We start from the raw sequence: 25,854 nt of genomic DNA on the forward strand, positions 1-25,854 counted from the left end.
GATTGACAGCGCGGCGGCTGGCAGCGGTGCTTGCCGCCGTCGTCGTCCTTGTCCTGACGGCCTGCGGCACCTCTCCGGGCGCGGCGCCTGAGGCGAAGCCCGCCGAAATCACCGGCGACTTCTTCACCCACGACCCCGCGCTGGTCAAAGGCGGCGACGGCGATCCGTGGTTCATCTACTCCACAGGCAACGGGCAGGTGGCTGACGGCAACATCCAGATCCGGCGCTCCGATGACGGCGTGGAGTGGGAGTATGCCGGCGAGGTCTGGCAGGAAAAGCCGGCCTGGCTGGCCACTGCGGTCCCGGGCGTGGACAACCTGTGGGCGCCGGAACTCTATGAACACGACGGCACCTGGTACCTGTATTACTCGGCGTCCACGTTTGGAAAGAACCTGTCCGTGATCGCGCTGGCCACGAACACCACGCTGGATCCCGCCGACCCCGCGTACGAGTGGGTGGACCGCGGGCAGGTTATCTCCTCCAAGGGGGAGCGTTTCAACGCCATTGACCCCGGCATCGTGGAAGACGCAAACGGGACGCCGTTCATGGCTTTTGGATCCTTCTGGACCGGGTTGCAGCTGGTGCAGCTCGAATGGCCTACTGGCCTGCGCGCCGATGCCGCGGATCCGATAACGATCGCCGACCGGAAGGTTCCGCCCAACGCCATCGAAGCGCCCTACATCCTGCCGCATGATGGCCAGTACTACCTGTTCTTCTCCCGGGACTTCTGCTGCCAGGGCCTGGAAAGCACGTACAACATCGCGGTGGGACGTTCGGACAGCATTACCGGCCCCTATGTGGATGCGGAGGGCAAGGAACTGCTCGACGGAGGCGGGACCACTGTGTTGGCCACAGATGGCGGGCGCGTGGGGCCGGGCGGCCAGTCCGTTTCCGGGGACACGCTCGCCTTCCACTACTACGCCGAGGAGTTGGACGGGGCGTTCCGGCTGGGGCTGGCCGATCTTGAGTGGAAGGACGGGTGGCCCAAGGCGAGCTAGGATCCGCGTGCGTTCCTGCCCGGTTGCTTTCGCCCCAAGCAGCTGAATCAGGCCGCGCCACGGCGTGTCGCGCGTGGAAAGCGCTTCACCGGCGGGGCCGCCAAAAGCAACTGGGCAGGAGCGTACAGCCGGGCGGCCGGAGGTCATGGACGAGCTGTTCCAGGCCTTCCCGCTGCCCACCTACGCTGGGCTTGCTCCCGCCGTCGATTCGCGGGCCACAATCCGGAACTCCGTCTCGATCTCCCGTGGCGGCATGCCGTTCGGTTCCTTGATCCGCTCCATCAACATCCGGATAGCGGTCTCGGCGATTTCCGTACGGCCGGGATCGACGGTACTCAACGTCGGCAGGCTGTACCGGGTTTCGTCCAGGTCATCGAAACCGATCACGGCGACGTCGTCCGGGACGCGGAAGCCCGCCTCCTGCAGGACGCGGACGGCACCTTGGGCCAAGGTGTCGTTGAGACCAAAGACGGCATCAAAGGAGGCGCCGCGGTCCAACAGGTCATGCATGGCGGCCGCGCCATTGGACCGGTGCCAGTCCACCACGTAGGCCACGATTCCGTCGTCGTATGGAATGCCCCGGGCCTCGAGGGCATCCCGGTAGCCCCGCAGCCGGAGGCCAGCAGAGCCGATTACTTCCCCCTCGTGGGCCCCTACGACAGCGATCCGCTTCTTTCCGAGGTCCAGCAGGTGTTCGGTGGCAGCGCGGGCGGCGGTGACATTCTGCATGGTGACGTGGTCGGACGCGCTGCCGAAGATGCGCTCGCCGAGCAGGACAATCGGCACCTCGGCCTTGATCAGGTGCGCGTCCTCCTGGCCGAGGGCGAGCGGGCTGAAAAGGAGGCCATCGGACATCTTGAGCCGGGGGCTGGCCATCACTTCAAGTTCGCGCTTCCGGTCCGCGCCGGTCTGTTCGATCAGCACCACCAGGCCGTGCTTCGCTGCGGCTTCGATGACGGCGTCGGCCAGTTCGGCGAAGTAGGGCAGGCTCAGCTGGGGCAGTGCCAGGGTGATGGCGCCGGTCTGCCCCGAGCGGAGGCTGCGGGCCGTGAGGTTGGGCCGGTAGCCGAGTTCCTGAATGGCCTTTTCAACCCTGGCGCGCGTGGTGTCCCGGACGTGCGGATGGTTGTTGATCACGTTGGAGACGGTCTTGAAGGACACCCCCGCCACACGGGCCACGTCGTGCAGCGTTGCCGCCATCCTGCCTCCCCCGGGTGTTGTTCTGGGCCACGCGGCCTGTCCCGGATAGTTTACAACGTTGCATCGCCTCAGCGCCCCTTCCCTGCGTTGCTCTATCACTTCCGGTTCCTAACAGGCATGTTTGGCAACCATGAGTGATAGAGCAACGCCGAATGTTTAGCGCCGCTTCCGCTTGGAGCGCTGCTCCTCCCGCCGCTCGGAGGTGTCGCGCTCCGCGGAGCGTTGCGATTTCCCGGCCACCACTACCTTCTGGTGCCACTCGCGCTGATACGCCCGGCGGGCTGCGGCGTCGGTGCGCCGGGCCAGGGCGGCGAGTTCGCGCTGGAGTTTGCCGTAGCTATGCCAGCGCCGTTCGTCCAGCGTCCCGTCCGCCAGGGCAGCCTGTACGGCACAGCCCGGTTCCCGGTGGTGGGCACAGTCCGAAAACCGGCAACGGCTGGCCAGCTCCTCCACGTCGCCGAACATTTCGCCCATGCCTTCGTCGGCGTCGAACAGTCCGAATCCCCGGACGCCTGGGGTGTCCATGAGGATGGCGCCATTGGGCAGCGGCACGAGTTCACGTGACGTGGTGGTGTGCTTGCCCTTGAAGTCGCCGGAGCGGACCTCGCCGGTGTGCTGCACTTGGTGGCCCACGAGGGCATTGATGAGGGTGGACTTGCCAGCACCCGACGGGCCCAGGAGGACCAGCGTGCAGTGCGGCGGCAGGTGCGCCAGGAGCGCGTCGATCCCATCGCCGTTCTCGGCCGACGTGGTGACCACGTCCACGCCGGCCGCCTGCAGGATGACTTTGCCGACGACGTCGTCCGCCACGTCCGCCAGATCGGCTTTGGTGATGATCACCAGCGGAACCGCGCCGGAATCCCAGGCGGCCACGAGGGTGCGTTCCAGGCGGTTGTGGGTAAGCGGCCGGTCCACGGGGACCACCACGCCCACCACGTCCATGTTCGCGGCGAGCACCTGCGCCTCCGAGGAGTCTTCAAAGGCACGCTTGCGGCTGAGTTCGGACCGGCGCGGAAGGATCCCGGTGATCTGGCGGTCGCCGGCTCGGTTGGGTCCGATCCACACCCAGTCGCCCGTGACCGGCACGCCGGCGTCGAGCGGGTAGGGCAGGTGGAGCAGTTCCCTTCCGACCGCTGTGAGGACCAGGTTGCGGTCCACGCGGACTACCCGGCCGGGTTCCTGGTGATGGTGGGTTTTGGGGTCGTGGGAGTCGAAATACTGGGCGATGGAAGGGGAGTAGCCGTAACGTTCGGGTCCGTCGTGGCTGGAGTCGTGGCTGGAAAGGGATACGGCAAAGCTGTGCAGGCTGGTGCCTGACGAATTGTTCAAGGTGAGTCCTCGGGAGAAGTCCCCAGGCACCTGAGGGCGGCAGTCCTGTGGCCGGAACCTGCGGGTGCGCGCCTTAGGCGGTGCGGAGGCGGGGGAGCGGAGTGATTGGTTTGATGGGTGCGGGGCGCTCTGGGCGCGCGGCTGTGACCGTCATCAAAACCACCTCCTTTCCCTCCCGGTGTCCGGATTCCTTCACGGACTCTCGGTTGTTGAGTGTAGCCCGGTGCTGGTGTGTTGGGTAGGGGGAGATCGACAGGCCAATCTGTTGACGCTCCGTGTGATGCAGGCTACAGTTGACCCAGTTATACGAATAACTGCCCCATTACCTAAGGCCCGAGGAGGTGCCCATGGCTGGATCACGGCCCAAGTCAGGACCGACGATGCATGACGTCGCGGCCGCTGCGGGAGTTTCACAGGCAACTGTGTCCCTGGTGCTGAACTCGGCCGCCGGGTCACGCTTTTCCGAGGATACCCGCAAGCGCGTACGGGATGCCGTGCGCCGGCTCGGCTACCGCACCAACGCCCATGCCAAGGTTCTCCGTGAGGGTGTGGCCGGCATGATCGGGTTCATCGGTGACTCCGTGGCTACCACTCCTTTTGCCGGAGCCATCATCGAAGGTGCGCAGCAGCGGGCATGGGAGGACGGGCTCCTCCTGCTTACGGTGAATACCGGGGGCGACAAGGAGCTCGAGGCTGCTTCCCTGGACACGATGCTCTCCTACAAGGTTGCAGGAGTGGTCTACGCCGCCATGTATCACCGGCGGCTGGATGTCCCGGAGGTGCTGGCTGATGTTCGATCCGTAGTGCTGAACTCCCAGGACCGTGCTGGACGGGTCCCGAGTGTCGCACCGGACGAAGTCAAGGGCGGATATGCGGCCACCAGCCGGCTGCTCAAAGCTGGTCACACCCACGTGGGGATGATCAATATCGAAACCCTCGAAAGTGGGCTGCCTGCTGCTGTTGGCCGATATGAGGGATACTGCGCGGCACTTATGGACGCGGGGCTGGATGTTGATCCGGGCCTGGTCCGGTTCGGTCAGGGCGGTGAGGTGCATGGCTACAAGTACGCGATGGAGCTGCTCACTTCCCAAAACCCGCCCACAGCCATTTTCTGCGCCAATGACCGCGGCGCCTGGGGTGCCTACCAGGCGGTGTCGGACCTGCGCCTATCGATTCCCGGGGACGTCTCTATAGTCGGGTTTGACAACCAGACGACCATCGCGCCGCACCTTCGCCCGGGATTGACCACCTTTGAATTGCCGTTCGTCGCCATGGGCCGTCGTGCGGTTGATCTGATACTCCAGGATGCGGAACCCGACGGCCGGGTCGAGCTGATGGACTGCCCTCTGATTGAACGGAATTCAGTGACTCATCCTAAGGAGATGCCATGAGCCGCACTATCCCGGCCCGACGCGGGCGTCCTGTTGCGGCACCGTTGCCGCAACGAAAAAATTCTCTTTCGCTCCGTCTCAAGAGGATTTCCCGTGCCTGGCAGTTATACGTATTACTAGCCCCGGCGATCGTCTATATCCTGGTCTTCAAGTACTGGCCGATGTACGGCGTTCAGATCGCATTCAAGAACTACAACCCGGTGGACGGGTTCACCGACAGCCCCTGGGTGGGCCTGACGCACTTCATCAGGTTCATGAACTCATACCAGTTCGGCCAGGTCGTCGGTAACACGTTGTGGATCGCCGTGCTCGGCCTGCTGGTGGCTTTCCCAATCCCGATCATCCTCGCGTTGCTGGTCAACCAGCTCCAGAGCGAGAGGTTCAAGAAGTTCACCCAGACCGTGCTGTATTCGCCTGCTTTCATCTCCACCGTCGTGGTGGTTGGCATCATGTTCGTGGTTCTTTCCCCCAGGTCTGGTCTCGTGAACAATGCGATCCAACTCGGCGGCGGTGAACCGATCTTCTTCATGGGCTCCGCAGAGTGGTTCCGCCCCATCTACGTGATCTCGGATGTCTGGCAGAATGCCGGCTTCTCCATGATCGTGTACCTTGCGGCGTTGGCCGCCATCGACCCGGCACTGCATGACGCGGCCAAAGTCGACGGCGCCTCGAAGCTCCAGCGCATCCGGCACATCGACTTGCCAGGCATCATGCCGGTGGTGACGATCCTGTTCATCCTGGCCATCGGAAACCTGCTTAACGTCGGTTTCGAAAAGGCGCTGCTGATGCAGACGCCGCTGAACCTCTCGACCTCGGAGATCATCCAGACCTACGTCTACCACGCGGGCCTGCAGCAGGCGCAGTTCAGCTACTCGGCCGCTATCGGCCTGTTCAACTCCCTCCTTAACCTGGCGCTGCTGCTCGTGTTCAACACGATTGCGCGCCGGGCCAACCAAGCGACCCTGTGGTGAGGCCGACATGTCCCTGATAACCAACCCCCCGACCATCGAGAACCCGAAACGGACCCTGAGCGTGGTCCGTCCCAAGCAGTCGCTGAGGGACAGGTACGGCGACCGTGCGTTCAACGTCGCCGCCACTACCGTCCTGCTGCTGTCCATCCTCGCCGTCGTGTATCCGCTGTACTTCATCGTCATCGCCTCCATCAGCGATCCGAACGCCGTCTATGAAGGCAAGGTCTGGCTGTTCCCCTCCGGCGTGACCACCGAGGGCTACGAACGGATCTTCGCCGACAGCCGGATCTGGAACGGCCTGGGCAACACCGTCATCTACACCGTGCTCGGCACCGCCGTCAGCGTCAGCACCATCCTGTGCGGGGCCTACGCGCTGTCCCGCAAGGACATGCCGGGCCGGAAGTTTCTGATGCTCCTGTTCGTGATCACCATGTTCTTCGACGGCGGCCTCATCACCAAGTACCTTGTGGTCCGGGACCTGGGGATGCTGGACACTGTCTGGGCAGTGGTCCTGCCCGGTGCGGTGGGCGTGTGGAACCTGATCATCGCCAGGTCATTCTTCGAACACACCATCCCCAACGAACTGCGCGAAGCCGCCCAGATGGACGGGGCCACCGACTTCAAGTTCTTCTTCCAGATGGTGCTGCCCCTGTCCAAACCACTGATCATGCTCATGATCATGGTCCACGTCGTAGCCCAGTGGAACTCGTTCTTCGACGCACTGATCTTCCTCAATGACGACTCCAAGTACCCGCTACAGCTGGTGCTCCGGAACATCCTCATCCAATCCGATGTCTCCTCCGCCGGAACCACCGGCGGCGACATCGAATCCTATGCGGCAGCGCAACGGATCGCAGAGCTCACCAAGTACGCCATGATCGTCGTCTCGAGCCTGCCCCTCATGATTGCCCTGCCATTCATGCAGAAGCACTTCACCAAGGGCGCCATGATCGGCGCCGTCAAATAACCGCACCGCCCACCAGTAACCCCCAGATGCAGTATCCCCAACTCAGAATAGGAATGACCATGGCATTCAGCCGCAAATTCGCCGCCCTCGGCACCGTCCTGGCCGGAACATTGATGTTCACCGGCTGCTCCGGCGGCTCAGGCACCACGGAGATCAAAGACGCCTCCTCGGACTTCGGTTTCCAGGAAACAGGCTTCCCGATCGTCAGCAAGACACTGGACCTCACGTTCTCCGGCACGAAGTCAGCGCTTGCCCCGGACTACAACACCATGACCGTGGTGAAGGAATGGGAAAAGGCCACCAACGTCCATGTCAACTGGGAGAACCTGCCCGAAACAGTCTTCAAGGAAAAGAAGAACCTGATCCTCGCCAGCGGTGACCTCCCCGACGCCTTCTTCAACTCGGGGCTGACCGATGCTGAAATAGCCACCTACTCCGCCAGCGGCACCCTCATCCCACTCGAGGGGCTTATCGAGAAGAACGCGCCCAACCTCTCCAAACTGCTCTCGGAACGGCCTGATATCAAGGCTGCCATCACCTCTTCGGACGGGCACATCTACTCCCTGCCCTCCATCGAGGAACTCGGCCTGGTCCAGTTCCCCAACGAACTGGCCATCAACACTACCTGGCTGAAGAAACTCAACATTCCGATGCCGAAAACCATCGATGAGTTCCACGACGCCCTGCTGGCATTCAAGACCCAGGACGCGTCCGGCACCGGCAAGACCATCCCGTTGAGCTTTATGCCCGGCTCCTGGTGCGGGGACATCGTTGACCTGATCGCCGCCCTCGGCGGAGTGCCGGACAACATGGACCACCGCATCGTCCAGGACGACAAGGTCATCTTCACCCCCACCCAGGACGGCTACAAGAAAGCCATCCAGACCCTGCACGAGTGGTACAAGGAAGGCCTGATCGATCCCGAGTCCTTCTCCCAGGACGACAAGGCCTACCTGGCCAAGGGCAAGGCCGCCACGGAAAACCTCGGTTCCTTCGTCTGGTGGGAAATCCCCGAAATGGTCGGCGCGGACCGCGCCAACAACTACTCCCTGGTCCCCGCCCTTGAGGGTGTCGACGGAAAACGCCTGGTCAGCCAGTCCAACAACCAGGAAATAGCACGCGGCGCCTTCGCCATCACGCGGACCAACAAATACCCGGCCGCGACCATGCGCTGGGCAGACAACCTGTATGACCCCATCCAGTCAGCCCAGGCCAACTGGGGACCGATCGGTGAAACCCTGCAAAAGGACGCCAGTGGCATCCTGACCCAGATCCCCGCCCCGGCAGGGACCAGCGAGGGCGAACGGCGCCAAAAGGTCGCCCCGGGCGGCCCGAAAGCCAACACCGCAGAGAACTTCAAGAACGTCGTGGCCCCTGAGCCGAGGGCAGCCCAGCGCCAGAAAACGGTAGAAGAGAATTACAAGCCCTTCGCCGCCAACGACGGATACCCGCCCGTGGCGCTGTCCACCGAGGAACTCCAGCAGATCGGCACCATCGAAACGGACGCCGCGTCGCTGGTCAAGCAGAACATGGCCAAGTGGATCGTCTCCGGCGGCATCGAGCAGGAATGGGACGGCTACATCTCCCAGCTCAAGAACATCGGCGTCGACAAAATGATCGAGGTCTACCAGCAGGGCTACGACCGCTACAAGACCAACTCCTAACACCGACAAAACGGGTGGGCCGGCGCGCCTGCCGGCCCACCCCAACCAGGGAACCTTGCCAGTTTCCCAGCCAGACCCGCACAAGAAACGAGACCCCACCCCCATGACTGCCGCGACCGCCACGACAGCCGACACCTTCCGCCCGGTCATGCACTACGCCGCCCGGAACACCTGGCTCAATGACCCCAACGGCCTGATTTTCCATGACGGCGTCTACCACCTCTACTACCAGAACAATCCGCTGGATAACGTCTGGGGAAACATGTCATGGGGCCACGCCACTTCCCCGGACCTGGTCACCTGGACCGAGCACTCCGTCGCCATCGCCTGCGATGAGCACGAGGACATCTTCTCCGGAAGCATTGTCTTTGACCGCGACAACACCAGCGGATTGGGCAGCGACTCGGCCCCGCCCCTGGTCGCCGTCTACACCAGCGCCTTCAAGTCCGGCTCCGCACATGAGGGGCTCCAGGCCCAGTCGCTCGCCTTCAGCCTCGACGGCGGCTACACCTGGACCAAACACACCGCGAACCCGGTACTGAACCGCGGATCAGCCGAGTTCCGTGACCCCAAGGTCATCAGGTACGACGGCGGAGCTGGCAGTTACTGGGTCATGGTTGCCGTGGAAGCCACGGACTTCCAAATTGTGCTCTACAAGTCCCCTGATCTGAAAAACTGGGAGCCTCTGAGCACGTTCGGCCCGGCCAACGCCACCGGGGGTGTCTGGGAATGCCCTGACCTGTTTCCCCTGCCCCTCGACGGCGATCCGGAAAACCTCCAATGGGTCCTCACCGTCAACCTCAACCCTGGTGGCCCCAACGCTGGTTCCGCCGGGCAGTATTTCGTCGGAGACTTCGACGGAACCACCTTCACCTCGGCCACCACCGTCACCGAAGGCCACCAGGATCCCGACCGGCTGGGCGAGTACCAGTGGCTGGACTGGGGCCGGGACTACTACGCCGCCGTCTCGTTCAGCGACGCCCCGGACAACCGCCGCCTCATGATCGCCTGGATGAATAACTGGGAGTACGCCAACCAGATCCCCACCTCGCCCTGGCGCAGCCCCATGACCCTGGCCCGCGAAGTATCCCTTCACACCATCGACGGAAGACCCCGCCTCATCCAACAGCCTGCTGGGGACTTCGCCGCGGTTTCCAGTGCCGGCCCGTCATTCACGCTGGAAAACGCGGAACTCTCCGACTGCACGCGCGTCCTTGACGGGGCGGCCGGCGCCGTCCAGCGGATCGATCTGACCCTCACACCCGGAAGCGCGGAGGAATTTGGGCTGATCGTCCGCGCCAACGGCGCCCACGGAACACGCGTCGGCATCCGGCCAGCACATGGCACCCTCCATGTCGACCGTCGGACATCAGGAAACACCAGCTTCCATGAATCCTTCCCATCCATCGACACCGCCCCCATCAGGGCGATCGAGGGTTCCTACCGGCTCACCATCTTCGTGGACCACTGCTCCCTCGAAGTCTTCGCCGAGGAAGGCCAGGTCACCATGACGGAACTGATCTTCCCCGCACCGACGAGCACCGACGTCGCCATCTACGCTCTCGGCGGTACTGCCACCGTGGAAAGCCTGGTCATCACCCAATACGCGTAAACCCAGCTGAAGGCATCCGATGCACGGCCCGGATGCCTTCAGCCCGGAGGCAGCTGGCCTGAAACGTGTCAAGCTGTTCAATTACAGTAGACCCATGAAGACGCTCCGTGTTGTTGTGCCCACACCCCTGCCCGAGGAACTGTGCGAGCTCATTGAGCGGACCGAGCCTCGAGTGGAGATGGTCCGCGACCAGGCGCTGCTCCCGCCCCAGGGCCATCCCGGCGACCACCGGGGCGACGAAAGCTTCACGCGCACCGCGGAAGAGCAGGCCCGGTTCGAGAAGCTGATCGACTCTGCAGACGCGCTGTACGGCGTACCGGACCAGTCGCCATCGCAGCTCAAGCGCACGGTTGAGGCGAATCGACGGCTGCTGTGGGTCCACACCACTCCTGCTGGAGGCGGCGGCCAGGTGCGCGCTGCCAACCTGAGCCAGGAGCAACTGGAGCGGATCGCCTTCACAACGTCGGGCGGCGTCCACGCGCAGCCCCTCGCCGAGTTCGCAGTATTTGGTGTCCTGGCCGGGATGAAGGATCTTGCCAGGCTCCAGAACGATCAACGGAACCGGACCTGGGGTGAGCGCCGCACGCTCAGCCAAATGTCCTCCGCCACCGTCCTTGTGGTGGGCCTTGGGGGCATCGGCAGGGCCGTGGCGGGAAAGCTGGCGGCACTGGGTGCGCGGGTCATCGGTGCCCACCGCAGGCAGGTCGAGGTGTCGGGGGTTGAGCTGATCGTCCCCATGGAAGAGCTTGCTCAGGCCGTAGCCGGGGCGGACGCTATCGTTCTCTGCCTTCCAAGCACGACGGCGACACACCGGGTTGTCAGCCGAACGGTGCTGGAAAGCGTCAAGCCGGGAGCCACGCTCGTCAATGTGGGCAGGGGAACCACCGTGGATGAGCCAGCCCTGGTTGAGGCCCTTGCTGAAGGCAGGATCGGTTTCGCCGCCCTCGATGTCTTCGACACCGAGCCGCTTCCGGTGGACAGCCCGCTATGGGAAATGCCGAACGTCCTCGTCACTCCGCACGCCGCGGCAATCAACGGCAACGAGGAGCGGCTCATCGCCGAGCTATTCGCCACGAATGCGACACGGCTTCTGGACGGCGAGCCCCTCCGGAACCGGGTCAACACCGTCGAGTTCTACTAAGCCATGGCCTCAAGGGTAGGGATCCGGGAAGTCGCAGCGCTCGCGCAGGTGGCGCAAGGCACTGTTTCGCACTTCATCAACCATCCGGACAAAGTGTCTCTGGAAAAACGTGAGCGCATCCAGCGCGCCATCGACGAACTGGGCTTTGTGCGCAATGACGCTGCATCGCAGCTCCGCCGTGGCAGCAGTGCAACCATCGCCTACATTGCCCCGGACATCAGCAACCCCTTCTTTGCCACTATTGCCGAGGGCGTGGAGCAGCGTGCCGCAGCCGACGGACTTTCGGTCTTCCTGGCCAACTCCAACAGGAGCCGGGAGCGGGAAGACGCCTATCTGGAAATGTTCCAGGCTCACCGCGTCCGGGGGCTGCTGGTGGCATCGCATGGTCCTATCGAGGACCGGCTGGCCCACATCCGCAGGCTTGGCACTCCCAGCGTCCTCGTGGGGCAGCGCGCGCTGGCCAGCGAACAGCCGTCCGTGTCAGTGGACGACGAGTTGGGCGGATACTTGGCAGCCAGGCACCTCATCGAGCAGTCGGCCCGGCGCATCGCGTTCGTCGGAGGGCCTTTGGGAGTGCCGCAGATCTCGGACCGGATCGAGGGTGCCAGCCGTGCGGTGCGCGAATGCGTCGATGCCACCCTTGAGGTGATCAACGTCGGCAGCCGGACCCTTGCCGTGGGTCGGGAGGTGGCAGCTGAGATCGCCAAGCGATCCCCGGAGCGCCGGCCCGAGGCGATTTTCGCCGCCAACGACCTCCTGGCTCTGGGCCTGATGCACGGACTCGTGGTGGATAACGGGCTGGGCATACCGGCCGACATCCTCCTGGTCGGGTATGACGATATCGAGTTCGCGGAAGCCTCGGTGATCCCTTTGACGTCGGTCAGGGCTCCCCACGAGGAGTTCGGCATCGCGGCGGTGGATCTCCTGCAAGCGGCCATTGCCAAGGACACCGAATCTGCCAAGCAGATTATCTTCAAGCCGAAACTGATGGTCCGGGCCTCCACGCTCGCCTGAGGCTGCTACATCGCGGAGGCTTCCTGGACCAGCAGGGGAACGCGGTCGACGGCGGCTGCCGCACTTTCGAAGTGATGCGCACCGCTCCCGATCTCCACGGCGTCGCACCCGGGAAGCTGCACTGTCGCCGTCGCACCCGTGGGCACCGTGACGTCCACACGCAGGCTCCCGCCGTCGATCTTCCAGGCGATGGCCGCCCGCCCATACGGCGTCTCATGTTCCGCGGAAGCATGCTTGAGCCCACCGCCAGGCTGCGGCTGGAAAACGATATGCCGGTAGCCCGGCGCTCCCGGCGCCAGGCCGGCCACCACGCGATGGAGCCAGTCGGCCACGGCTCCCAGGGCGTAATGGTTGAACGAGGTCATCTTGCCGGTGTTCACTGTGCCATCGGGCAACATGCTGTCCCAGCGTTCCCAGATCGTGGTGCCGCCCTGCATGACGGCGTACAGCCAGGAGGGCGCCTCTTCCTCAAGGAGGAGGCTGTAGGCGGAGTCTGCATGTCCGGTGACTGTGAGGGCATCGGAGACCAGCGGCGTACCCACGAAACCAGTGGCGATTCGGTGCCCGGCCTCCTCTACGAGTTCGGCGAGGCGGCGCCCCGCCGCCTCAATCCCGGCGTTGGGCAGCAGCTCAAAACCGATGGCCAGCGAGTAGGCGGTCTGGGCATCGCTGGTCATGGCTCCGTCAGGGCGGACATAGGCGGCCGCGAACGCGCGGCGGACATCCGCGGCCAGCCGGGCGAACCGTTCCTCGTCCTCGGACCGGCCCAGGACCGCTGCCACCCGGGCCATGCGATCCGCGGAGCGGGCGAAATACGCCGTGGCCACAAGGTAGCGGTCGGTGCGGGCATCGGCCGGATCATGCGGCGGGGCGGAGGGATCGAGCCAGTCGCCCAGCTGGAATCCTTCATTCCAGAGCCGGTCCGGCCCGGCAAGCCGCTCCACCAGTTCCACCCAGCGTTTCGCGCTGTCGTACTGCGCAACCAGGATCCCGGGATCGCCGAAACGTTCGTACAAAGTCCACGGCGTAAACGTCGCGACATCACCCCAGGCCGCGCCGGGGCGGATGGGAGTCCACATCTTGTGCGCCGGAATGACCGGGACGTACCAAGGCACCGTTCCATCCGGAAGCTGTTCCGCGGCCACATCCTTCAACCAGCTGGAGAGCATGCCGGAGACGTCGTAGAGGTACGATGCGGTCGGTGCGAACACCTGGATATCGCCGGTCCAGCCGACGCGTTCATCCCGCTGCGGGCAGTCGGTGGGGATGTCCAGGAAGTTTCCCCGCATGCTCCAGACCACGTTCTCATGGAGCCGGTTGACGCTCGCGTTCGAGGTCTCGAACCAGCCCGTGCGCTCGAGGTCGGTGTGGTAGATGCGGGCGCTGATGTCGCCGCGGGCAACGGCAGCCTCGAGGTCGCCGGGCCAGCCGCTGACCTCCGCATACCTGAACCCATGGAAAGTGAACCGGGGCTCCCACTCCTCCAGTGGCCGTCCGGCCATGACGTATTCGTCGGTTGACTTCGCACTGCGCAGCGGCCGGGTATAGAGCTCCCCCTCCTGCAGCACCTCTGAGGTGCGGATGAGGACAGAGTTCCCCGCCTCGCCGGAAACCCGGATGCGGAGCCTGCCCACGAGGTTTTGGCCGAAATCGAGGACCTTCTTGCCGCTTGGTGTGGTCATAACCATCGCAGGGGCTACCTCCTGCGTGCATCTGACCGGGGGTCCCTCCGGAGCCACGAGCGTGCCGGGATCGCGGTGTGCTGCGACGACGCCGTGCCAGCCGGCGTCGTTGAATCCCGGCCGGGACCAGCCATCGAGCTCAAGCCGTGCGTCGTACAGCTCGCCGTCGTAGTTTCCGCTGCGCACGATCGGGCCGGGGGCCGCCCGCCAGGAGCTATCCGTGGCGATGACGTCCACCGAGCCGTCGCGGTACCGGACTTCAAGCTGGGCGAGCAGCGAGAGATCTGTGCCGTAGAGGTTCTGGAAACCGCCGTACCAGCCCAGCCGCCCCCGGTACCAGCCATCCCCAAGCCAGGATCCAATAGCGTTGGCGCCGGAGGCCAGGTGCCCGGTGACGTCGTAGGTGTAGTACCGGAGCCGTCGGTTGTAGGTGGTCCAGCCGGGCGACATGGCGTCATCGCCCACCCGCCGGCCGTTGATTTCGACTTCGTAGAGCCCATGGGCGGTGACATAGAGGCGCGCGGAGGCGACGTCGTCGCGCACGGTGAACTCCCGACGCAGCAGTGGCGGGCGCCGTTCGTCCGACGCCGGATCCTCCTCCCAGCCGGCGCCGATGGCCATGGCCTTCCAGTCGCCGGGTTCCAGCAGCCCCGCTTCCACGGTGCCCGGTTCACTCCACTCCGAGCGGGTTCCGTCGGCGCCCGTGACACGGATCCTGACGGTTGCCTGCTCGCGGGAGCTGAGTGGCGGGGAGGGCCAGGGCTGTAGGACTGAATCGGTGGAGCCGAAGGATGGTGAGGTGTAAACGGTGCCTCCGCGTTCCACCCGCACTTCGTAGGATGCCTGCGTCCAGCCGGCCGCCGCCTGGGTTTTCCAGGAGAGCCGCGGCGTGGCGACGCCGGTGCCGAGGGCCTGGCGGTGGTGTTCGAACGTTGGTGTACCAACGGTGATGCTCATAAAGACTCCTGATGGGTGGGCCTCTCGGCCCGCGTCCGGATGTGCGGAAGCTGGGAGGTGGGGAATATGTGCCGTGTCCTGCCCATCATTCCGCAGTTCTTGACACGTTTCAAGAGTTTCGCTCTTAGACCCTTGTTTCGCGGGATTATCTGTTGATACGGTTCAAGAACCGCCCTCCCGCATTCCGGAGCGCACAATCCCCACCTGAAAGGACCACCCCATGACGCACCCCTGCTACGCGGTGCTTGAGGTAGTACTGGCCGGACCGGACGAACCAGTTCCTGCGGATCGTGTGCCGTTCTGGACCGCCTTTGAGCACGAGTCCGGGGAGGTCAAGAGAGTGCCTGGATTCTGGGACGGCGCAAACCGCTACGTGGTGCGTTTCGCCCCGGAGCGGGAAGGAAGCTGGACCTGGAGCACACGCTCGGAGGCCGTCGGACTTTCCGGAATGACGGGCACTGTCACCGTAACGGCCCCGGCACCCGCGGAGCACGGGCCGGTCAGGGTGGCCGGCACGTTCCATTTCGCCCACGCAGACGGCACTCCGTTCCGCCCGGTCGGGGCCACCGTGTACAACTGGCTGCACCAGCCCGAGGATCGGTTCGCGGCCACGGTCGACTCACTGGCTGCGGCCGGCTTCAGCAAACTGCGCTTTATGGTCTTTCCGCAGGCGGGCGGCTATGTGGAACATTTCCCTAAGCTGCTGCCGTTTGAACGCGGCGCCGACGGCCGCCACGACGTGACCCGCCCGGTGGTGGCCTTCTTCCAGCGTCTGGATGCCGCCGTCGTCCTTCTGCAATCCCGGGGGATCCAGGCCGACGTGCTGATCTACAACGCCTATGACAACGGCCGCTTCGGACTCGACGGACTGACCGAAGCCGAGGATGCCGTGTACCTGCGCTACCTCGTCGCGCGGCTCTCCGCCTACTCCAACGTGTGGTGGTCGCTTTGCAACGAGTTCGACATCCTGGACCGTCCCACGGCGAGATGGGATGCGGCCGGGGAACTGCTCGCAGCCACCGATCCCCACGGCCATCTGCGGTCCATCCATAACTGGATGCGCTTGTATGACTACAACCAGCCGTGGGTCACGCACGCCTCGCTCCAACTCGGACAAGCGACCGAGGACTTCGGTCGCGCTTCGCTGTTCCGTGACGCCTACCGCAAGCCGGTGGTGCTCGACGAGGTCAAGTACGAGGGCGACGTCCCCGAGCGGTGGGGGCACCTCACGGCCCGGGAACTGGTGCACCAGTTCTGGATCAGCGCCGTGTCGGGCTGCTATGCCTCCCACGGCGAGAGCTTCGTGCTCGACGACGGCAGCCTCCATATCGTTGAGGGCGGCCTTCTGCGCGGGAAGAGTCCGGAACGGCTCGGTTTCCTGCGGAAGTTGCTGGACGACGTGGACGGAGACGGCCTGGATCCCATCGACAACTGGTGGGATGCGGCGTTCGTCGCCGGCATTCCCCGGCGAGAGTACTTCCAGTATCTTGGGCGCTCAGCTCCAGCATCGTGGACGTTCCGGCTGCCGAATACGGGCATGGGAATCCAGCTGGAGGTGGGTGACCGCTTCGAGGTTGACGTGATCGACACATGGAACATGACCATCAAGCCGGCAGGCCGGATCTTTGAGCTGACGGACGTCCAGCGAAATGATGCGTTCGCCGCGGACTCGGAACCAGTCCAGCTGCCTGAAGGCGAGGCGCTCGCGCTGCGCGTCCGCCGGGTCCCGCAACCTGCCGTTGCGGACTGAAAGGGACTGCAGATGCGCCGATATTGGGATGACTTCCCCCCGGGGTCCGGTCGCCGCGAACCCCGCGCGGATACGGTCAGCGACGCACGCCGCCTGAGCCTGAACGGAAGCTGGCGGTTCAAACTGTCGCCGACGGCGTCGGGCACCGGCGACGGATTTATCAAGCCCGGGTACGACGACACCGGCTGGGACACCATCCGCGTTCCCTCCCACTGGGTCCTGGAACCGGTCACACCCCTGGCCGGCGGACCCGCCCGGTCGCTGCGCGGCACGGACGAGGGCCCGCTGTACACCAACACTGCACTGCCCATGCCCCTTGACCCGCCGCGGGTCCCCACCGAAAACCCCACGGGCGACTACCGGCTGGTCTTCGACGTGACCGAGGACTGGGGCCGGGCCGTGCTTCGGTTCCAGGGAGTGGACTCCTGTGCGAAGGTTTGGCTTAACGGCGTGGAGCTTGGCTTTTCCACCGGAAGCCGTTTGCCTTTCGAATTCGACGCCCCCGTGCTTCCGGGCGAGAACGTACTCGCCGTGCGTGTCCATCGCTGGTCCTCAGGCACCTACCTTGAGGACCAGGACATGTGGTGGCTGCCCGGCATCTTCCGGGACGTCGAGCTGATCGAACGGCCCGGCGGCGCGATTGAGGACTACTTTGTCCACGCCGGCTTCGACCACCGGACGGGGCAGGGCACGCTCCGGGTGGATGCCTCAGCCCCTGCCCGGGTGGAGATTACTGAACTGGGGATCAGCATGGCCGCGGGCGAGTCCGCCACTGTGCCCGTGCAGCCGTGGAGTGCCGAATCGCCCCGGTTGTACCGGGGAACGCTCGCGTCGGAGGGCGAGACGGTTGAGTTGAGGATAGGTTTCCGCACGGTTGCGATTGACGACGGCGTCCTCCGCGTCAACGGCAAGCCCGTGTTCTTCCGGGGAGTGAACCGCCACGAACACCATCCGGACACCGGGCGGACGCTCGACCGGGAAACGATGGTCCGCGACATCATGCTGATGAAGCAGCACAACATCAACGCGGTACGCACCAGCCACTATCCGCCGCACCCGGAGTTCATCAGGCTGTGCGACGAGTACGGCCTCTGGGTGGTGGAGGAATCGGACCTGGAGACGCACGGCTTCATCTACGCCGGCTGGGAGGGCAATCCGCCGGCTGATCCCCGCTGGCTGCCGGCGATGCTCGACCGTACGCGCCGCATGGTGGAGCGGGATAAGAACAGCCCCAGCGTGGTGGCCTGGTCCCTGGCGAACGAAAGCTGGGTAGGCGGGAATTTCGACGCCGTGGAGGCCTGGATCCGTGACCGCGACCCGTCGCGTCCCCTCCATTACGAGCGCGACCCCAGCTACCGCAATTCGGACTTCGCGTCACTGATGTACCCATCCCTGGAACTGCTGGAGCAGATAGGCCGGCGTGAGGATCCCCGGCCTGCGGGAATTACCGACGACGACGACGCGCGCCGCCGCTCCCTGCCGTTCCTGCTGTGCGAATACGCCCACGCGATGGGCAATGGCCCCGGCTCGCTGCTGGACTACCACCGCATCCTGAAGGCACACGACAGGTTCTGCGGCGGCTTTGTGTGGGAGTGGATCGACCACGGCTTCACACACCGGGATGCCGCTGACCATGAGTTCATCATGCACGGCTCCGACGTTGATTACCGCCCGAACGGGGGCCGCTACTGCCTGGACGGGCTGGTGTTTTCGGACCGGACGCCGTCGCCCGGCTTGGCCGAGCTGAAGAAGGTGCTCCAGCCGGTGGAGATCTCCGTAGATGAGGCGATCTCGATCCGAAACGATTACGACACCATCGGGCTCCACCATCTCATGTTCACCTGGCGACTCGAACTGGATGGCGCCCCGCGCGGCACCGGCGTTTTGGACGTCCCGGCCGTCGCCGCAGGGGAAGGAGTCACGGTGCAGCGCCCGGTTGCCCCCGCTGAGGAACCCGGCGAGTGGTGGCTTACGGTCGAGGCGGCACTAAAGGAAAGCACGGCGTGGGCTCCGGCCGGACACATCGTGGCTTGGTCCCAGGGGGCGTTGGCCATACGTCCAAGGCCGCATGCGGTGGAGCCGGGGCGCGCGATGTTGGGCAGGCAGCCCGCGTTGCCCGGTGGCGAACTGCTGCTTGGCGACGCGGCGTTCGATGCGGTGACCGGACAGCTCACGCGGATCGGACAACTGAAGCTCGACGGCCCGCAACTCGACGTGTACCGGGCTCCCACCGAAAATGACCGCGGGCAGGGGGGCAACAATAACCTCGCGGCCGCATGGACCGCCGTCGGAATGGACCGGATGCAACACCGCACCGACCGGATCGAGGCCGACGGCGAACGCCTCCGGGTAGCTGGCCGCTGCGCCGCGGCCACCCACCCGCACGCCATTGAGTACCTGTTCGATTGGACCGCGGACGGCACCGGGCTGCGGCTGGAGGTTTCAGTGGATTTTGTGGGGCCTTGGGCAGATACGCCGTACCAGCACCGGGACATCGTCCTGCCACGGCTGGGACTCCGGCTTGGCCTGCCCGGCGCCTACCGGGAGGTGCGCTGGTTTGGGCGCGGACCGGGGGAGTCGTACGCCGATTCCCGGGAGGCGGCCGCCGTCGGGACGTTCGCGTCGAGTGTCGACGCCCTGCAGGTGGGCTATCCGGTACCCCAGGAAAACGGCAACCACGTGGAAACGCGGTGGCTGGAGGCCTCAGGGGCCGGGCTGCCTACCCTGCGCGTTGAAGGGGACCCGCTGTTCGACTTCACGGCACGGCGGTGGACCAGCGAGGCGCTTGAGCGTGCCCGTCATCCCCATGACCTGGCCGATTCCGGCAAGGTCTGGTTGAACGTTGACCAGTCACAGCTCGGCCTGGGATCCGCGGCGTGCGGGCCATCCATCCCGGGCCAATACCGGATTCCCCGCGAAGCGACCAGCTGGAGCGTGAGCTTCCAGGCGTAGGGCGGAACTGGTCTCGGCCTGACGAGGGTCGAAGGTGAGGACTGGCTCAGGTGAGGGGTGCGACGCGCGGCCTGGGCGCCGAACCCAGGGTGCGGATCAGTTCGAACAGGTCCGCCGGACCCACCTGGCCGCCCTTGAGTAGCATTTCGGTGCCATCCAGCCACGGTGCGGGAGATGCAACCCTGCACAGGACCACGTTGCCCACCGGATTTGCCGCAATGGATAGGGACCGGGCGCCGAGCTGCCGGAGGACGTGGCTGGACGTGTCCCCGCCGCAGACGATCACCCGGCTGCCGCCGCCTTCGCGGAGGGCGGCTTCGATGACACCCGACAGGCGCGCGGAGAGCGTTTCAACCAGGCTGCCGCCGTCGCTGGATGCTGCAGGGCTGCCGGTGGTGACCACCACGCTGCGGCCCGCTGAAAGCTCAGTGATGACGTGCTCCTTCAGCGGACCGTCATCGTGTGCCGGCAACGCGAGGACTGTCCATCCACGGCGGCGGGCGTGGTCGACTTGGCGTGATGTCTGGGGTGACTGGGAGCCCGAGACGGCCAGTACCGGTCCATCAGCCCTCAGTTCATCGACGCTGTCCGTCCGGGAAGCGTCACCGCGGGAGATAGCGGCCGCGAGGCCACGGGTGAACCCGCCGGAGCCGATCACGAACTGCGGGGCGTTGGATTGTGAGTTTGCCACGACGACGGCTTGGGAGACCAGTTCAATGTGCACGTCCGTCAAAGCGTCGAGGACCGTGGCGGCCTCGGTCCGCTCCGCCAGCTTGCGAGCGAGGTCCGGCGCATCCGTGTACTCCGGAAGGTGCATGGAGCCCACGGGAAGGCGGGTCTGGAGCGAGAGGTGCAGTGCGAGGTCCGATTCGCGCATTGGCGTCACCGGATGCCGGGACATCGTCGGCTGGCGGTCAAGGCGGTACACCTGGCCCTCCTCCGCAGCGAAATGGTGGCCGAACGCCGTGTAGCGGCCGAAGTCTGGCTGCGCAAAAAGGGTCGGCACGGTAGCGGGACCGAACACGTCCCGGGCAATCTCGATGACCCGGCCAAGGCTTCCGACGGTTGGTGACGAGTCAGCCGTGGAACAGGCCTTGTACTGCACGATCTGCGGCCGGAGCGCCCGGAGTGCCTCAAGCACCGGCCGCACCTCGGACTCAATCTGGCCCGTTGGCAGGGACCGTGCCACCCCGGCCACCCCGACGGCGTCCACCTCCTCGGCCGCTGCCCGAAGCTCGGCAGGGCCGGGGAGCCCCAGGAAAAGCCGGCTGGTCCACCCGGCCCGCCTGAGTTGCAGGAGCACGTCCACGCTCCCGGTGAAATCGTCGCCGTAGAAGGCGAACTGCAAGTCAGCCACGTGGCGCTCCGAACGTCTCGGCGGCACGGCGGAATTCGGCTGAAGCGGCGAGGGCTGTTGCCATCTCTTCGCCGCGTCCGGCGGAATCCCACGCGGCACGCATGCTCTTCACCCCGGCGGCCGGCCCGTCAGGGTGGCCGTGGATTCCGCCGCCGGCGAGAACCAGCAGGTCATCCGTGCCGGTGGCCGCATAGGTTGCGTGGGCGAGGCCCGCCCACTGTCCGGACGATAGCACAGGCACTGTGGACGTCTGCCCCAGGAGGGGTTCGCGGACCGCCGCGATCGAGTCCAGCACTTCGGCGTCGTTTTCGTAGAACTTGTTGCTGATGCCGTTGGTGTGAAGATGGTCCACGCCGGACAGCCGGGCCAGCTTCTGCCATGCCCGGAAGGAGAACCCCAGCTGGTCCGACCGGCTGATCGCCCCAAACATCGCCCGGTGCCCGTGGATGGGTACCGTAGCGTGCCGGCGCAGGAACTCCACCCCGGCCAGGCCCACCATGTTGATGCAGGCCATCACGCAGGTGCCGCCGGCCTCGACTACGAGGTCGTGGTTGGCTTCGAGCCGGCCGATGTCGTCGGTGATGTTGAAGGCATACATCGGCATCACGCCGGTGCGGTCGGCGTGGCGCTGCAGTACCGGCATGACTGCCCGTACGCGTTCAGCCAAGGGAGCGGAGGGGCCGTTGCCCTGCAGTTCGTCGTCCTTCATGAAGTCGACGCCGGCACTGGCCAGTTCCGCCACTACTTCGGCGAGCTCCGCGGGGCTGAGTCCGATGCTGGGCTTGATGATCGTTCCGATCATCGCCCCGGCGGGTCGGGACATCAGCCGGCGGGTTCCTTCCACGCCGAAGGCGGGCCCGGGATAGCGCTCCGAGAAGGCCTCGGGAAGGTCAAGGTCCATCAGCTTGATCGCGGCGAGTTCCTTGATCTCGAACAGGTTGCCGGCGACGGCGGCCTGCAGGTTGGGGAGTGAGGGGCCAAAGTTTGCCAGCGGGAACCGGAGCCGGACCCTGCCGCGGCGGCGTTTGGCCGGATCGCCGACGGCGCCGGGCAGCGGGGAGGAACCATTCAGCGGGATCTCCTCAAGGTCCACAACCTGGGCGGCGAATCGGGAGCGCAGGTCGTCGGACTCCCGTGCCACCCTGATGAACGTACCGGTGGACTGCTCGCCGGCAAGTACTTCCGCAGCGTGCTGGAGATCGAGTGATGTCTCGATGTGATAGGTGGCAACAACGTGCTGTGGCTTCGCATCCACCGCTTCCTTGACGGACTGATCCGTGGCGAGGCCGGGCGTCACTGTGGGGGTCATTTTCGTCACCATGCCAGCGGGAGCCAGACGGACATTTCGGATGCTCCGCGGTTGCCCCAGGTGAAGTAGGGAATCAGCCGCACCCGTGCCGTGGCGAGTTCGGCGTCGTCGACCTCGGCGTAGAGTCCTTGGCTCGCCGCGGGCGGCAGGACCACCGCTTCGCACTCAAGGGCAACGATCCGGCGGCCGTCGATGTCGAGCTCCACCGGGGTGAAGTCCGTTCCGCGCCGCAGCGCGATCTGCTCTAACAGGACACCCTCCGGGAGGTCCTGGCTTTCGAGGCAGTACACCACCGGACCGCGGGTCACCGCGACCTGGTTGGAGATTTCCTCAGCGAGACGGTGTCCGCGCACCATCTTGACCGGCATCGGCAAGGCAAGGGAGACGGTATCGCCTGCTTGCCACTCGCGGTCGATCGTGGCGTACGTCCCGGGTTCGCCCGCTGCCGCCGGTTCGCCGTTGACGGTGATGGTGGCTCCTTCGCTCCAGCCGGGGATCCGCAATTTCAGCGGAATTCCGCCGTCCGTCACCGACGTGACGGTGAAGTCGATGCGTTCCCCCCAAGGTTGCTCAGACACTTCCTGTAGTCCGAATCCTCGGCCATCAAGCTCCACCTGGACGTTGGCGCTGCCGTAGAGGTGGACCCACAGGCCTTCTGACGAGGTGGACATCGCGCGTTCATGGAACTGGGCCAGGGTGCGGGCGATGTTCGGGGGGCAGCAGAAGCAGCTCATGTATTCCGCGCGAAGGCGCTCGTCCGACGCCGGCGGCTCGGGCACCGGGCGCAGGGCGGTTTCTCCGGGCATACGGAGGGGGAAGGGCAGTTCGCGGACCTGCCGGAGCGGGTTGGTGTAGAAGTAACGCGTGCCGTCGAGGCTAATGCTCGAGAGGAGGCTGTTGTAGGCGATGCGCTCGATGACGTCGGCATAGGCCGCATCGCCGGTGAGCGCCAGCATCCTCTCACTCCAGAAGATCATGCCGATGTTTGCGCAGGACTCGTTGTGGGCAGTGGTGTTCGGCAGCTGGAAAGGGCGTCCGTAGGCCTGGTGCACCCTGCTGATCTGGCCCTGCTCCGGGTTGCCGTCCGGTGATGCGCCGTCGTACAGCGCGCCGCAGCCACCGGTGATGTAGAGCTTGGCGTCGACGACGTCCCTCCAGAGGCGTTCGAGCACTCCAGTCAGCTCCTGGTCGCCCGTCTCGGCAACAAGGTCAGCCAGCCCGGCATACAGGTAGTTGGCCCGGACTGCATGGCCCGCCACGACTTTCTGCTCGCGTACCCTGACCCGGTCTTGGTTGTCGTCGCCGCCCTCAAAGTCGTCCCGCACGGCGACGAAGGACTCTGCCAGGCGAAGGTAGCGTTCATTTCCGGTGGCACGATAGAGCTCAATGACCGCCATGTAATGGGAGGGGCAGATTGCGCTGCGTGCGAGCTGGTCCTTGTGGTTGGTGGCCAGGTCTTCGAGGAATCCCGCGGCCCGTTCGGCCGCGTCGAGCAGGATGGTGCTGCCAGTAACCCGGTGGTGGCGTACTCCTGCGGTGATGAGGTGGCCGAGGTTGTACGTCTCGAAGTTGAACCGGTCTGCGAGTGGCTGCGCCTGCTCGTGGTGGCGCTCGGCGATGCGCGTTGGTGTGTGGAGGTAGCCGTCGCCGCGCTGGACGGAGGCGATTTTCGCTGCGATGTCGTTGATGCTTGCTTCGAGGGCTGTGTCGGGCGACGTCTCCAGGAGGCTGACGGCGGCCTCGAGCCACTTGTAGAGGTCCCCGTCGAGGAACGGCGGGCCTTCGTGTTGGCCTTCGGCGTCGCCCGCTGCGATGAGGAAGTTCCGCCAGCCCGGGCTGACGTCCGGGTTGCTGAGTGAGGCCCACATGCCCGGCACTGTCACGGTCCGCGTGCGCTCAAGCTCAGCGCCCCAGAACCCGCCGGCCCACACGACGTTAGCTGCGCCGAGCGCGGTGAGAGGTGCATGGTGCCGCTTCGCTGTACTGCTTTTCATGGTGTCGTCCTCATCGTCGAATCCCTTGCCAGGCGGCTGCCTGCGTCCGCTGTTGATTATTATCTCAAACTCGAATGAATATTCACAATAGGGGAAGAATGTGATACGCTCAACACGAACGAGGGGCTGAATAATCTCTCACTCCTGATTGAAAACGCATCGATCAGAGGTTTGCTGCCACCGAATGGCAGCCGTCAAGGAGGACGTCATGAAAGCAATCCGCAGTCGTCGAGTGATGGTGGCAACGGCCGTCGCACTCGCACTTACTCCGCTCTCTGCATGTGGCGGATCACCACAGGCCGGCAGCACGGCTGGGAGCACCGGCACTGACCCCAGCAGCTTCACCATTCTGACGGCGAACGAGAACAAAGCCCTTCCGGCCACCCTTGATGCGCTGGCCAAGGGTGCCTGCTCGGCAGAGAACGCGGCACTCCCGATTGAACACCAGAAGGTCGCGCAGGCCGACGTCGTGCAAAAGGTCACGCTCCTTGCCGGCCAGGGCGCCCTTCCGGCACACTTCATCGCGGGCACCGCCATGGTCCGCCCGGACGGAGATCTCGGCAAGGGGGACCTGGTGCTGGACTACAAGGAAGCGCTGGAGAAGCTTGGTGCCGCCGATCAGCTCCTGCCCGCGGCCGCCGCCACAGTGGAGAACGTCTACGGCGGCATGGTCTCCCTGCCGTATCAGTACAACGTCGAGGGAATCTGGTACAACAAGCAGATCTTCGCGGCCAACGGCATCCAAGAGCCCAAGACCTGGGATGAACTCAGGAAGGCCCACGCCAAGCTTGCCCAGGCAGGCGTCATGCCGATGACCCAGGCCGGAGCCGCAGGGTGGCCGCTCACCCGGCTCATGGGCATGTACATCTTCAGGAATGTTGGTCCGGATGCGATGAAGGATGTCAGGGATGGCAAGGCCAAGCTGACCGACCCCAAGTACGTGGCGGGCGCAAAGGCCCTGGCCGATCTTGCTTCCTCCGGCGCCCTGGGCGAAGGCTTCTCCACCCGCGACGCCGACACGTCCACGAACCTCTTCCTGACCGGCAAGGCAGCCATGACCTATGACGGCAGCTGGTTGCTGAGCTCCATCAATGACCCCAAACGGAACACCATTGGTGACACCAACATCGGCTTTATGGCCTTCCCTGCAGTCGAAGGCGGCTCAGGCAGCATTGACCAGTTCGCGGCCAACGCGGGCGCTGTGATGGCTATGTCACCGAAGCAGTTCGGGCCGAAGGTCGGCGAATGGCTGAAGTGCATTTCGGAGAACTACGGCACCCAGGCACTGAAGGACTCCGGCACCATCTCGGGGTTCAAGGTCAACGAGGACGTCAAGGAACTCCCGGTCATGACCTCCCAGATCCAGGAAAAGATCACCGGACTCAAGGATCCCGTGCTCTGGTTCGAAGCGCTGTTGGACCCGAAGAGCAACTCACTGGCCTCGACCAACGTCTCATTGCTCACCACTGGCCAGATGTCGGCCGAGGACTACATGAGCGCCCTTCAGAAGAGCGTTGACGCTGCCCGTTGATTCGGCCAGGCCCGGGCACCCTTTCCGGGTGGCCG

Annotated in this window: 17 protein-coding genes; 11 read left to right on the forward strand and 6 right to left on the reverse strand. The window is 65.0% G+C overall.

The genetic code is table 11. The annotated features are described in order from the left end of the window. The first annotated feature begins 2 nt into the window (after positions 1–2). Entirely contained in the window at positions 3–998 is a 996-nt protein-coding gene (locus ACLKOZ_RS03850) for an arabinan endo-1,5-alpha-L-arabinosidase (protein WP_436472934.1), read from the forward strand. 180 nt (positions 999–1,178) lie between these two features. On the opposite strand, the gene ACLKOZ_RS03855 is transcribed toward ACLKOZ_RS03850, so the two are convergent. Both ACLKOZ_RS03855 and rsgA read right to left on the reverse strand, forming a co-directional pair. Continuing rightward, positions 1,179–2,198: a LacI family DNA-binding transcriptional regulator gene (locus ACLKOZ_RS03855; protein WP_337350531.1), complete on the reverse strand. Its 1,020-nt coding sequence runs from the start codon at positions 2,196–2,198 to the stop codon at positions 1,179–1,181. Between the two features lie 156 nt (positions 2,199–2,354). After that, on the reverse strand, positions 2,355–3,527 hold the full coding sequence (gene rsgA / locus ACLKOZ_RS03860; RefSeq protein ID WP_436472936.1) for a ribosome small subunit-dependent GTPase A: 1,173 nt from the start codon (positions 3,525–3,527) through the stop codon (positions 2,355–2,357). 347 nt (positions 3,528–3,874) lie between these two features. On the opposite strand from rsgA, the gene ACLKOZ_RS03865 reads away from it, so the two are divergent. The 7 genes from ACLKOZ_RS03865 (at position 3,875) to ACLKOZ_RS03895 (ending at position 12,287) form a co-directional block, all read left to right on the forward strand. Beyond that, entirely contained in the window at positions 3,875–4,918 is a 1,044-nt protein-coding gene (locus tag ACLKOZ_RS03865; protein ID WP_337350533.1) for a LacI family DNA-binding transcriptional regulator, read from the forward strand. Then, a complete protein-coding gene (locus ACLKOZ_RS03870) occupies positions 4,915–5,889 on the forward strand; it encodes an ABC transporter permease (protein ID WP_337345261.1) in 975 nt (324 codons plus the stop codon). Before ACLKOZ_RS03865 ends, ACLKOZ_RS03870 begins: the two co-directional genes overlap by 4 nt. 7 nt (positions 5,890–5,896) lie before the next feature. Next, a complete protein-coding gene (locus tag ACLKOZ_RS03875) occupies positions 5,897–6,856 on the forward strand; it encodes a carbohydrate ABC transporter permease (RefSeq protein ID WP_436472939.1) in 960 nt (319 codons plus the stop codon). A 59-nt stretch (positions 6,857–6,915) separates the two neighbouring features. Next, complete coding sequence (locus ACLKOZ_RS03880) at positions 6,916–8,520, forward strand: ABC transporter substrate-binding protein (RefSeq protein WP_337350535.1); 1,605 nt, start codon at positions 6,916–6,918, stop codon at positions 8,518–8,520. Between the two features lie 103 nt (positions 8,521–8,623). Beyond that, entirely contained in the window at positions 8,624–10,132 is a 1,509-nt protein-coding gene (locus ACLKOZ_RS03885; RefSeq protein ID WP_436472941.1) for a glycoside hydrolase family 32 protein, read from the forward strand. A gap of 94 nt (positions 10,133–10,226) precedes the next feature. Further along, the gene (locus tag ACLKOZ_RS03890; protein ID WP_436472943.1) at positions 10,227–11,273 is read left to right on the forward strand and encodes a D-2-hydroxyacid dehydrogenase; all 1,047 of its coding nucleotides are present in this window, start codon (positions 10,227–10,229) and stop codon (positions 11,271–11,273) included. Between the two features lie 3 nt (positions 11,274–11,276). Further along, a complete protein-coding gene (locus tag ACLKOZ_RS03895) occupies positions 11,277–12,287 on the forward strand; it encodes a LacI family DNA-binding transcriptional regulator (RefSeq protein WP_436472945.1) in 1,011 nt (336 codons plus the stop codon). A gap of 5 nt (positions 12,288–12,292) precedes the next feature. Here the strand turns inward: ACLKOZ_RS03895 and ACLKOZ_RS03900 are convergent, their stop codons facing one another. After that, the gene (locus ACLKOZ_RS03900; protein ID WP_436472947.1) at positions 12,293–14,926 is read right to left on the reverse strand and encodes a family 78 glycoside hydrolase catalytic domain; all 2,634 of its coding nucleotides are present in this window, start codon (positions 14,924–14,926) and stop codon (positions 12,293–12,295) included. 220 nt (positions 14,927–15,146) lie between these two features. On the opposite strand from ACLKOZ_RS03900, the gene ACLKOZ_RS03905 reads away from it, so the two are divergent. Together ACLKOZ_RS03905 and ACLKOZ_RS03910 are read left to right on the forward strand one after the other, a co-directional pair. Continuing rightward, a complete protein-coding gene (locus ACLKOZ_RS03905) occupies positions 15,147–16,676 on the forward strand; it encodes an apiosidase-like domain-containing protein (RefSeq protein WP_337350540.1) in 1,530 nt (509 codons plus the stop codon). Between the two features lie 12 nt (positions 16,677–16,688). Further along, on the forward strand, positions 16,689–19,628 hold the full coding sequence (locus ACLKOZ_RS03910; RefSeq protein ID WP_337350541.1) for a glycoside hydrolase family 2 TIM barrel-domain containing protein: 2,940 nt from the start codon (positions 16,689–16,691) through the stop codon (positions 19,626–19,628). A 46-nt stretch (positions 19,629–19,674) separates the two neighbouring features. Here the strand turns inward: ACLKOZ_RS03910 and ACLKOZ_RS03915 are convergent, their stop codons facing one another. From ACLKOZ_RS03915 to ACLKOZ_RS03925, 3 genes are read right to left on the reverse strand one after another with little or no spacing between them, the layout of a single operon-like run. After that, on the reverse strand, positions 19,675–20,985 hold the full coding sequence (locus ACLKOZ_RS03915; RefSeq protein ID WP_337350542.1) for a four-carbon acid sugar kinase family protein: 1,311 nt from the start codon (positions 20,983–20,985) through the stop codon (positions 19,675–19,677). Next, positions 20,978–22,294 carry a RuBisCO large subunit C-terminal-like domain-containing protein gene (locus tag ACLKOZ_RS03920; RefSeq protein WP_337350543.1) on the reverse strand — a complete coding sequence of 439 codons (1,317 nt, stop codon included), beginning with the start codon at positions 22,292–22,294 and terminating at the stop codon, positions 20,978–20,980. Before ACLKOZ_RS03920 ends, ACLKOZ_RS03915 begins: the two co-directional genes overlap by 8 nt. Before the next feature lie 5 nt (positions 22,295–22,299). After that, on the reverse strand, positions 22,300–24,288 hold the full coding sequence (locus ACLKOZ_RS03925; protein ID WP_337350544.1) for a glycoside hydrolase family 127 protein: 1,989 nt from the start codon (positions 24,286–24,288) through the stop codon (positions 22,300–22,302). Positions 24,289–24,496: 208 nt separating this feature from the next. Between ACLKOZ_RS03925 and ACLKOZ_RS03930 the strand changes: the two genes are divergently transcribed. Continuing rightward, a complete protein-coding gene (locus ACLKOZ_RS03930; protein ID WP_337350545.1) occupies positions 24,497–25,819 on the forward strand; it encodes an ABC transporter substrate-binding protein in 1,323 nt (440 codons plus the stop codon). The last annotated feature ends 35 nt before the right edge of the window (positions 25,820–25,854 follow it).

Source organism: Arthrobacter sp. R4, assembly GCF_051365025.1.
GTDB lineage: Bacteria > Actinomycetota > Actinomycetes > Actinomycetales > Micrococcaceae > Arthrobacter.

What these genes read in the sequence shown, in the direction of transcription:
- ACLKOZ_RS03905 (WP_337350540.1), top strand. Translation starts at nt 15,147, where the DNA reads ATGACGCACCCCTGCTACGCGGTGCTTGAGGTAGTACTGGCCGGACCG.
- ACLKOZ_RS03895 (WP_436472945.1), top strand. Translation starts at nt 11,277, where the DNA reads ATGGCCTCAAGGGTAGGGATCCGGGAAGTCGCAGCGCTCGCGCAGGTG.
- ACLKOZ_RS03930 (WP_337350545.1), top strand. Translation starts at nt 24,497, where the DNA reads ATGAAAGCAATCCGCAGTCGTCGAGTGATGGTGGCAACGGCCGTCGCA.
- ACLKOZ_RS03910 (WP_337350541.1), top strand. Translation starts at nt 16,689, where the DNA reads ATGCGCCGATATTGGGATGACTTCCCCCCGGGGTCCGGTCGCCGCGAA.
- ACLKOZ_RS03920 (WP_337350543.1), bottom strand. Translation starts at nt 22,294, where the DNA reads ATGACCCCCACAGTGACGCCCGGCCTCGCCACGGATCAGTCCGTCAAG.
- ACLKOZ_RS03865 (WP_337350533.1), top strand. Translation starts at nt 3,875, where the DNA reads ATGGCTGGATCACGGCCCAAGTCAGGACCGACGATGCATGACGTCGCG.
- ACLKOZ_RS03880 (WP_337350535.1), top strand. Translation starts at nt 6,916, where the DNA reads ATGGCATTCAGCCGCAAATTCGCCGCCCTCGGCACCGTCCTGGCCGGA.
- ACLKOZ_RS03890 (WP_436472943.1), top strand. Translation starts at nt 10,227, where the DNA reads ATGAAGACGCTCCGTGTTGTTGTGCCCACACCCCTGCCCGAGGAACTG.
- ACLKOZ_RS03870 (WP_337345261.1), top strand. Translation starts at nt 4,915, where the DNA reads ATGAGCCGCACTATCCCGGCCCGACGCGGGCGTCCTGTTGCGGCACCG.
- ACLKOZ_RS03900 (WP_436472947.1), bottom strand. Translation starts at nt 14,926, where the DNA reads ATGAGCATCACCGTTGGTACACCAACGTTCGAACACCACCGCCAGGCC.
- ACLKOZ_RS03925 (WP_337350544.1), bottom strand. Translation starts at nt 24,288, where the DNA reads ATGAAAAGCAGTACAGCGAAGCGGCACCATGCACCTCTCACCGCGCTC.
- ACLKOZ_RS03885 (WP_436472941.1), top strand. Translation starts at nt 8,624, where the DNA reads ATGACTGCCGCGACCGCCACGACAGCCGACACCTTCCGCCCGGTCATG.
- ACLKOZ_RS03875 (WP_436472939.1), top strand. Translation starts at nt 5,897, where the DNA reads ATGTCCCTGATAACCAACCCCCCGACCATCGAGAACCCGAAACGGACC.
- ACLKOZ_RS03855 (WP_337350531.1), bottom strand. Translation starts at nt 2,198, where the DNA reads ATGGCGGCAACGCTGCACGACGTGGCCCGTGTGGCGGGGGTGTCCTTC.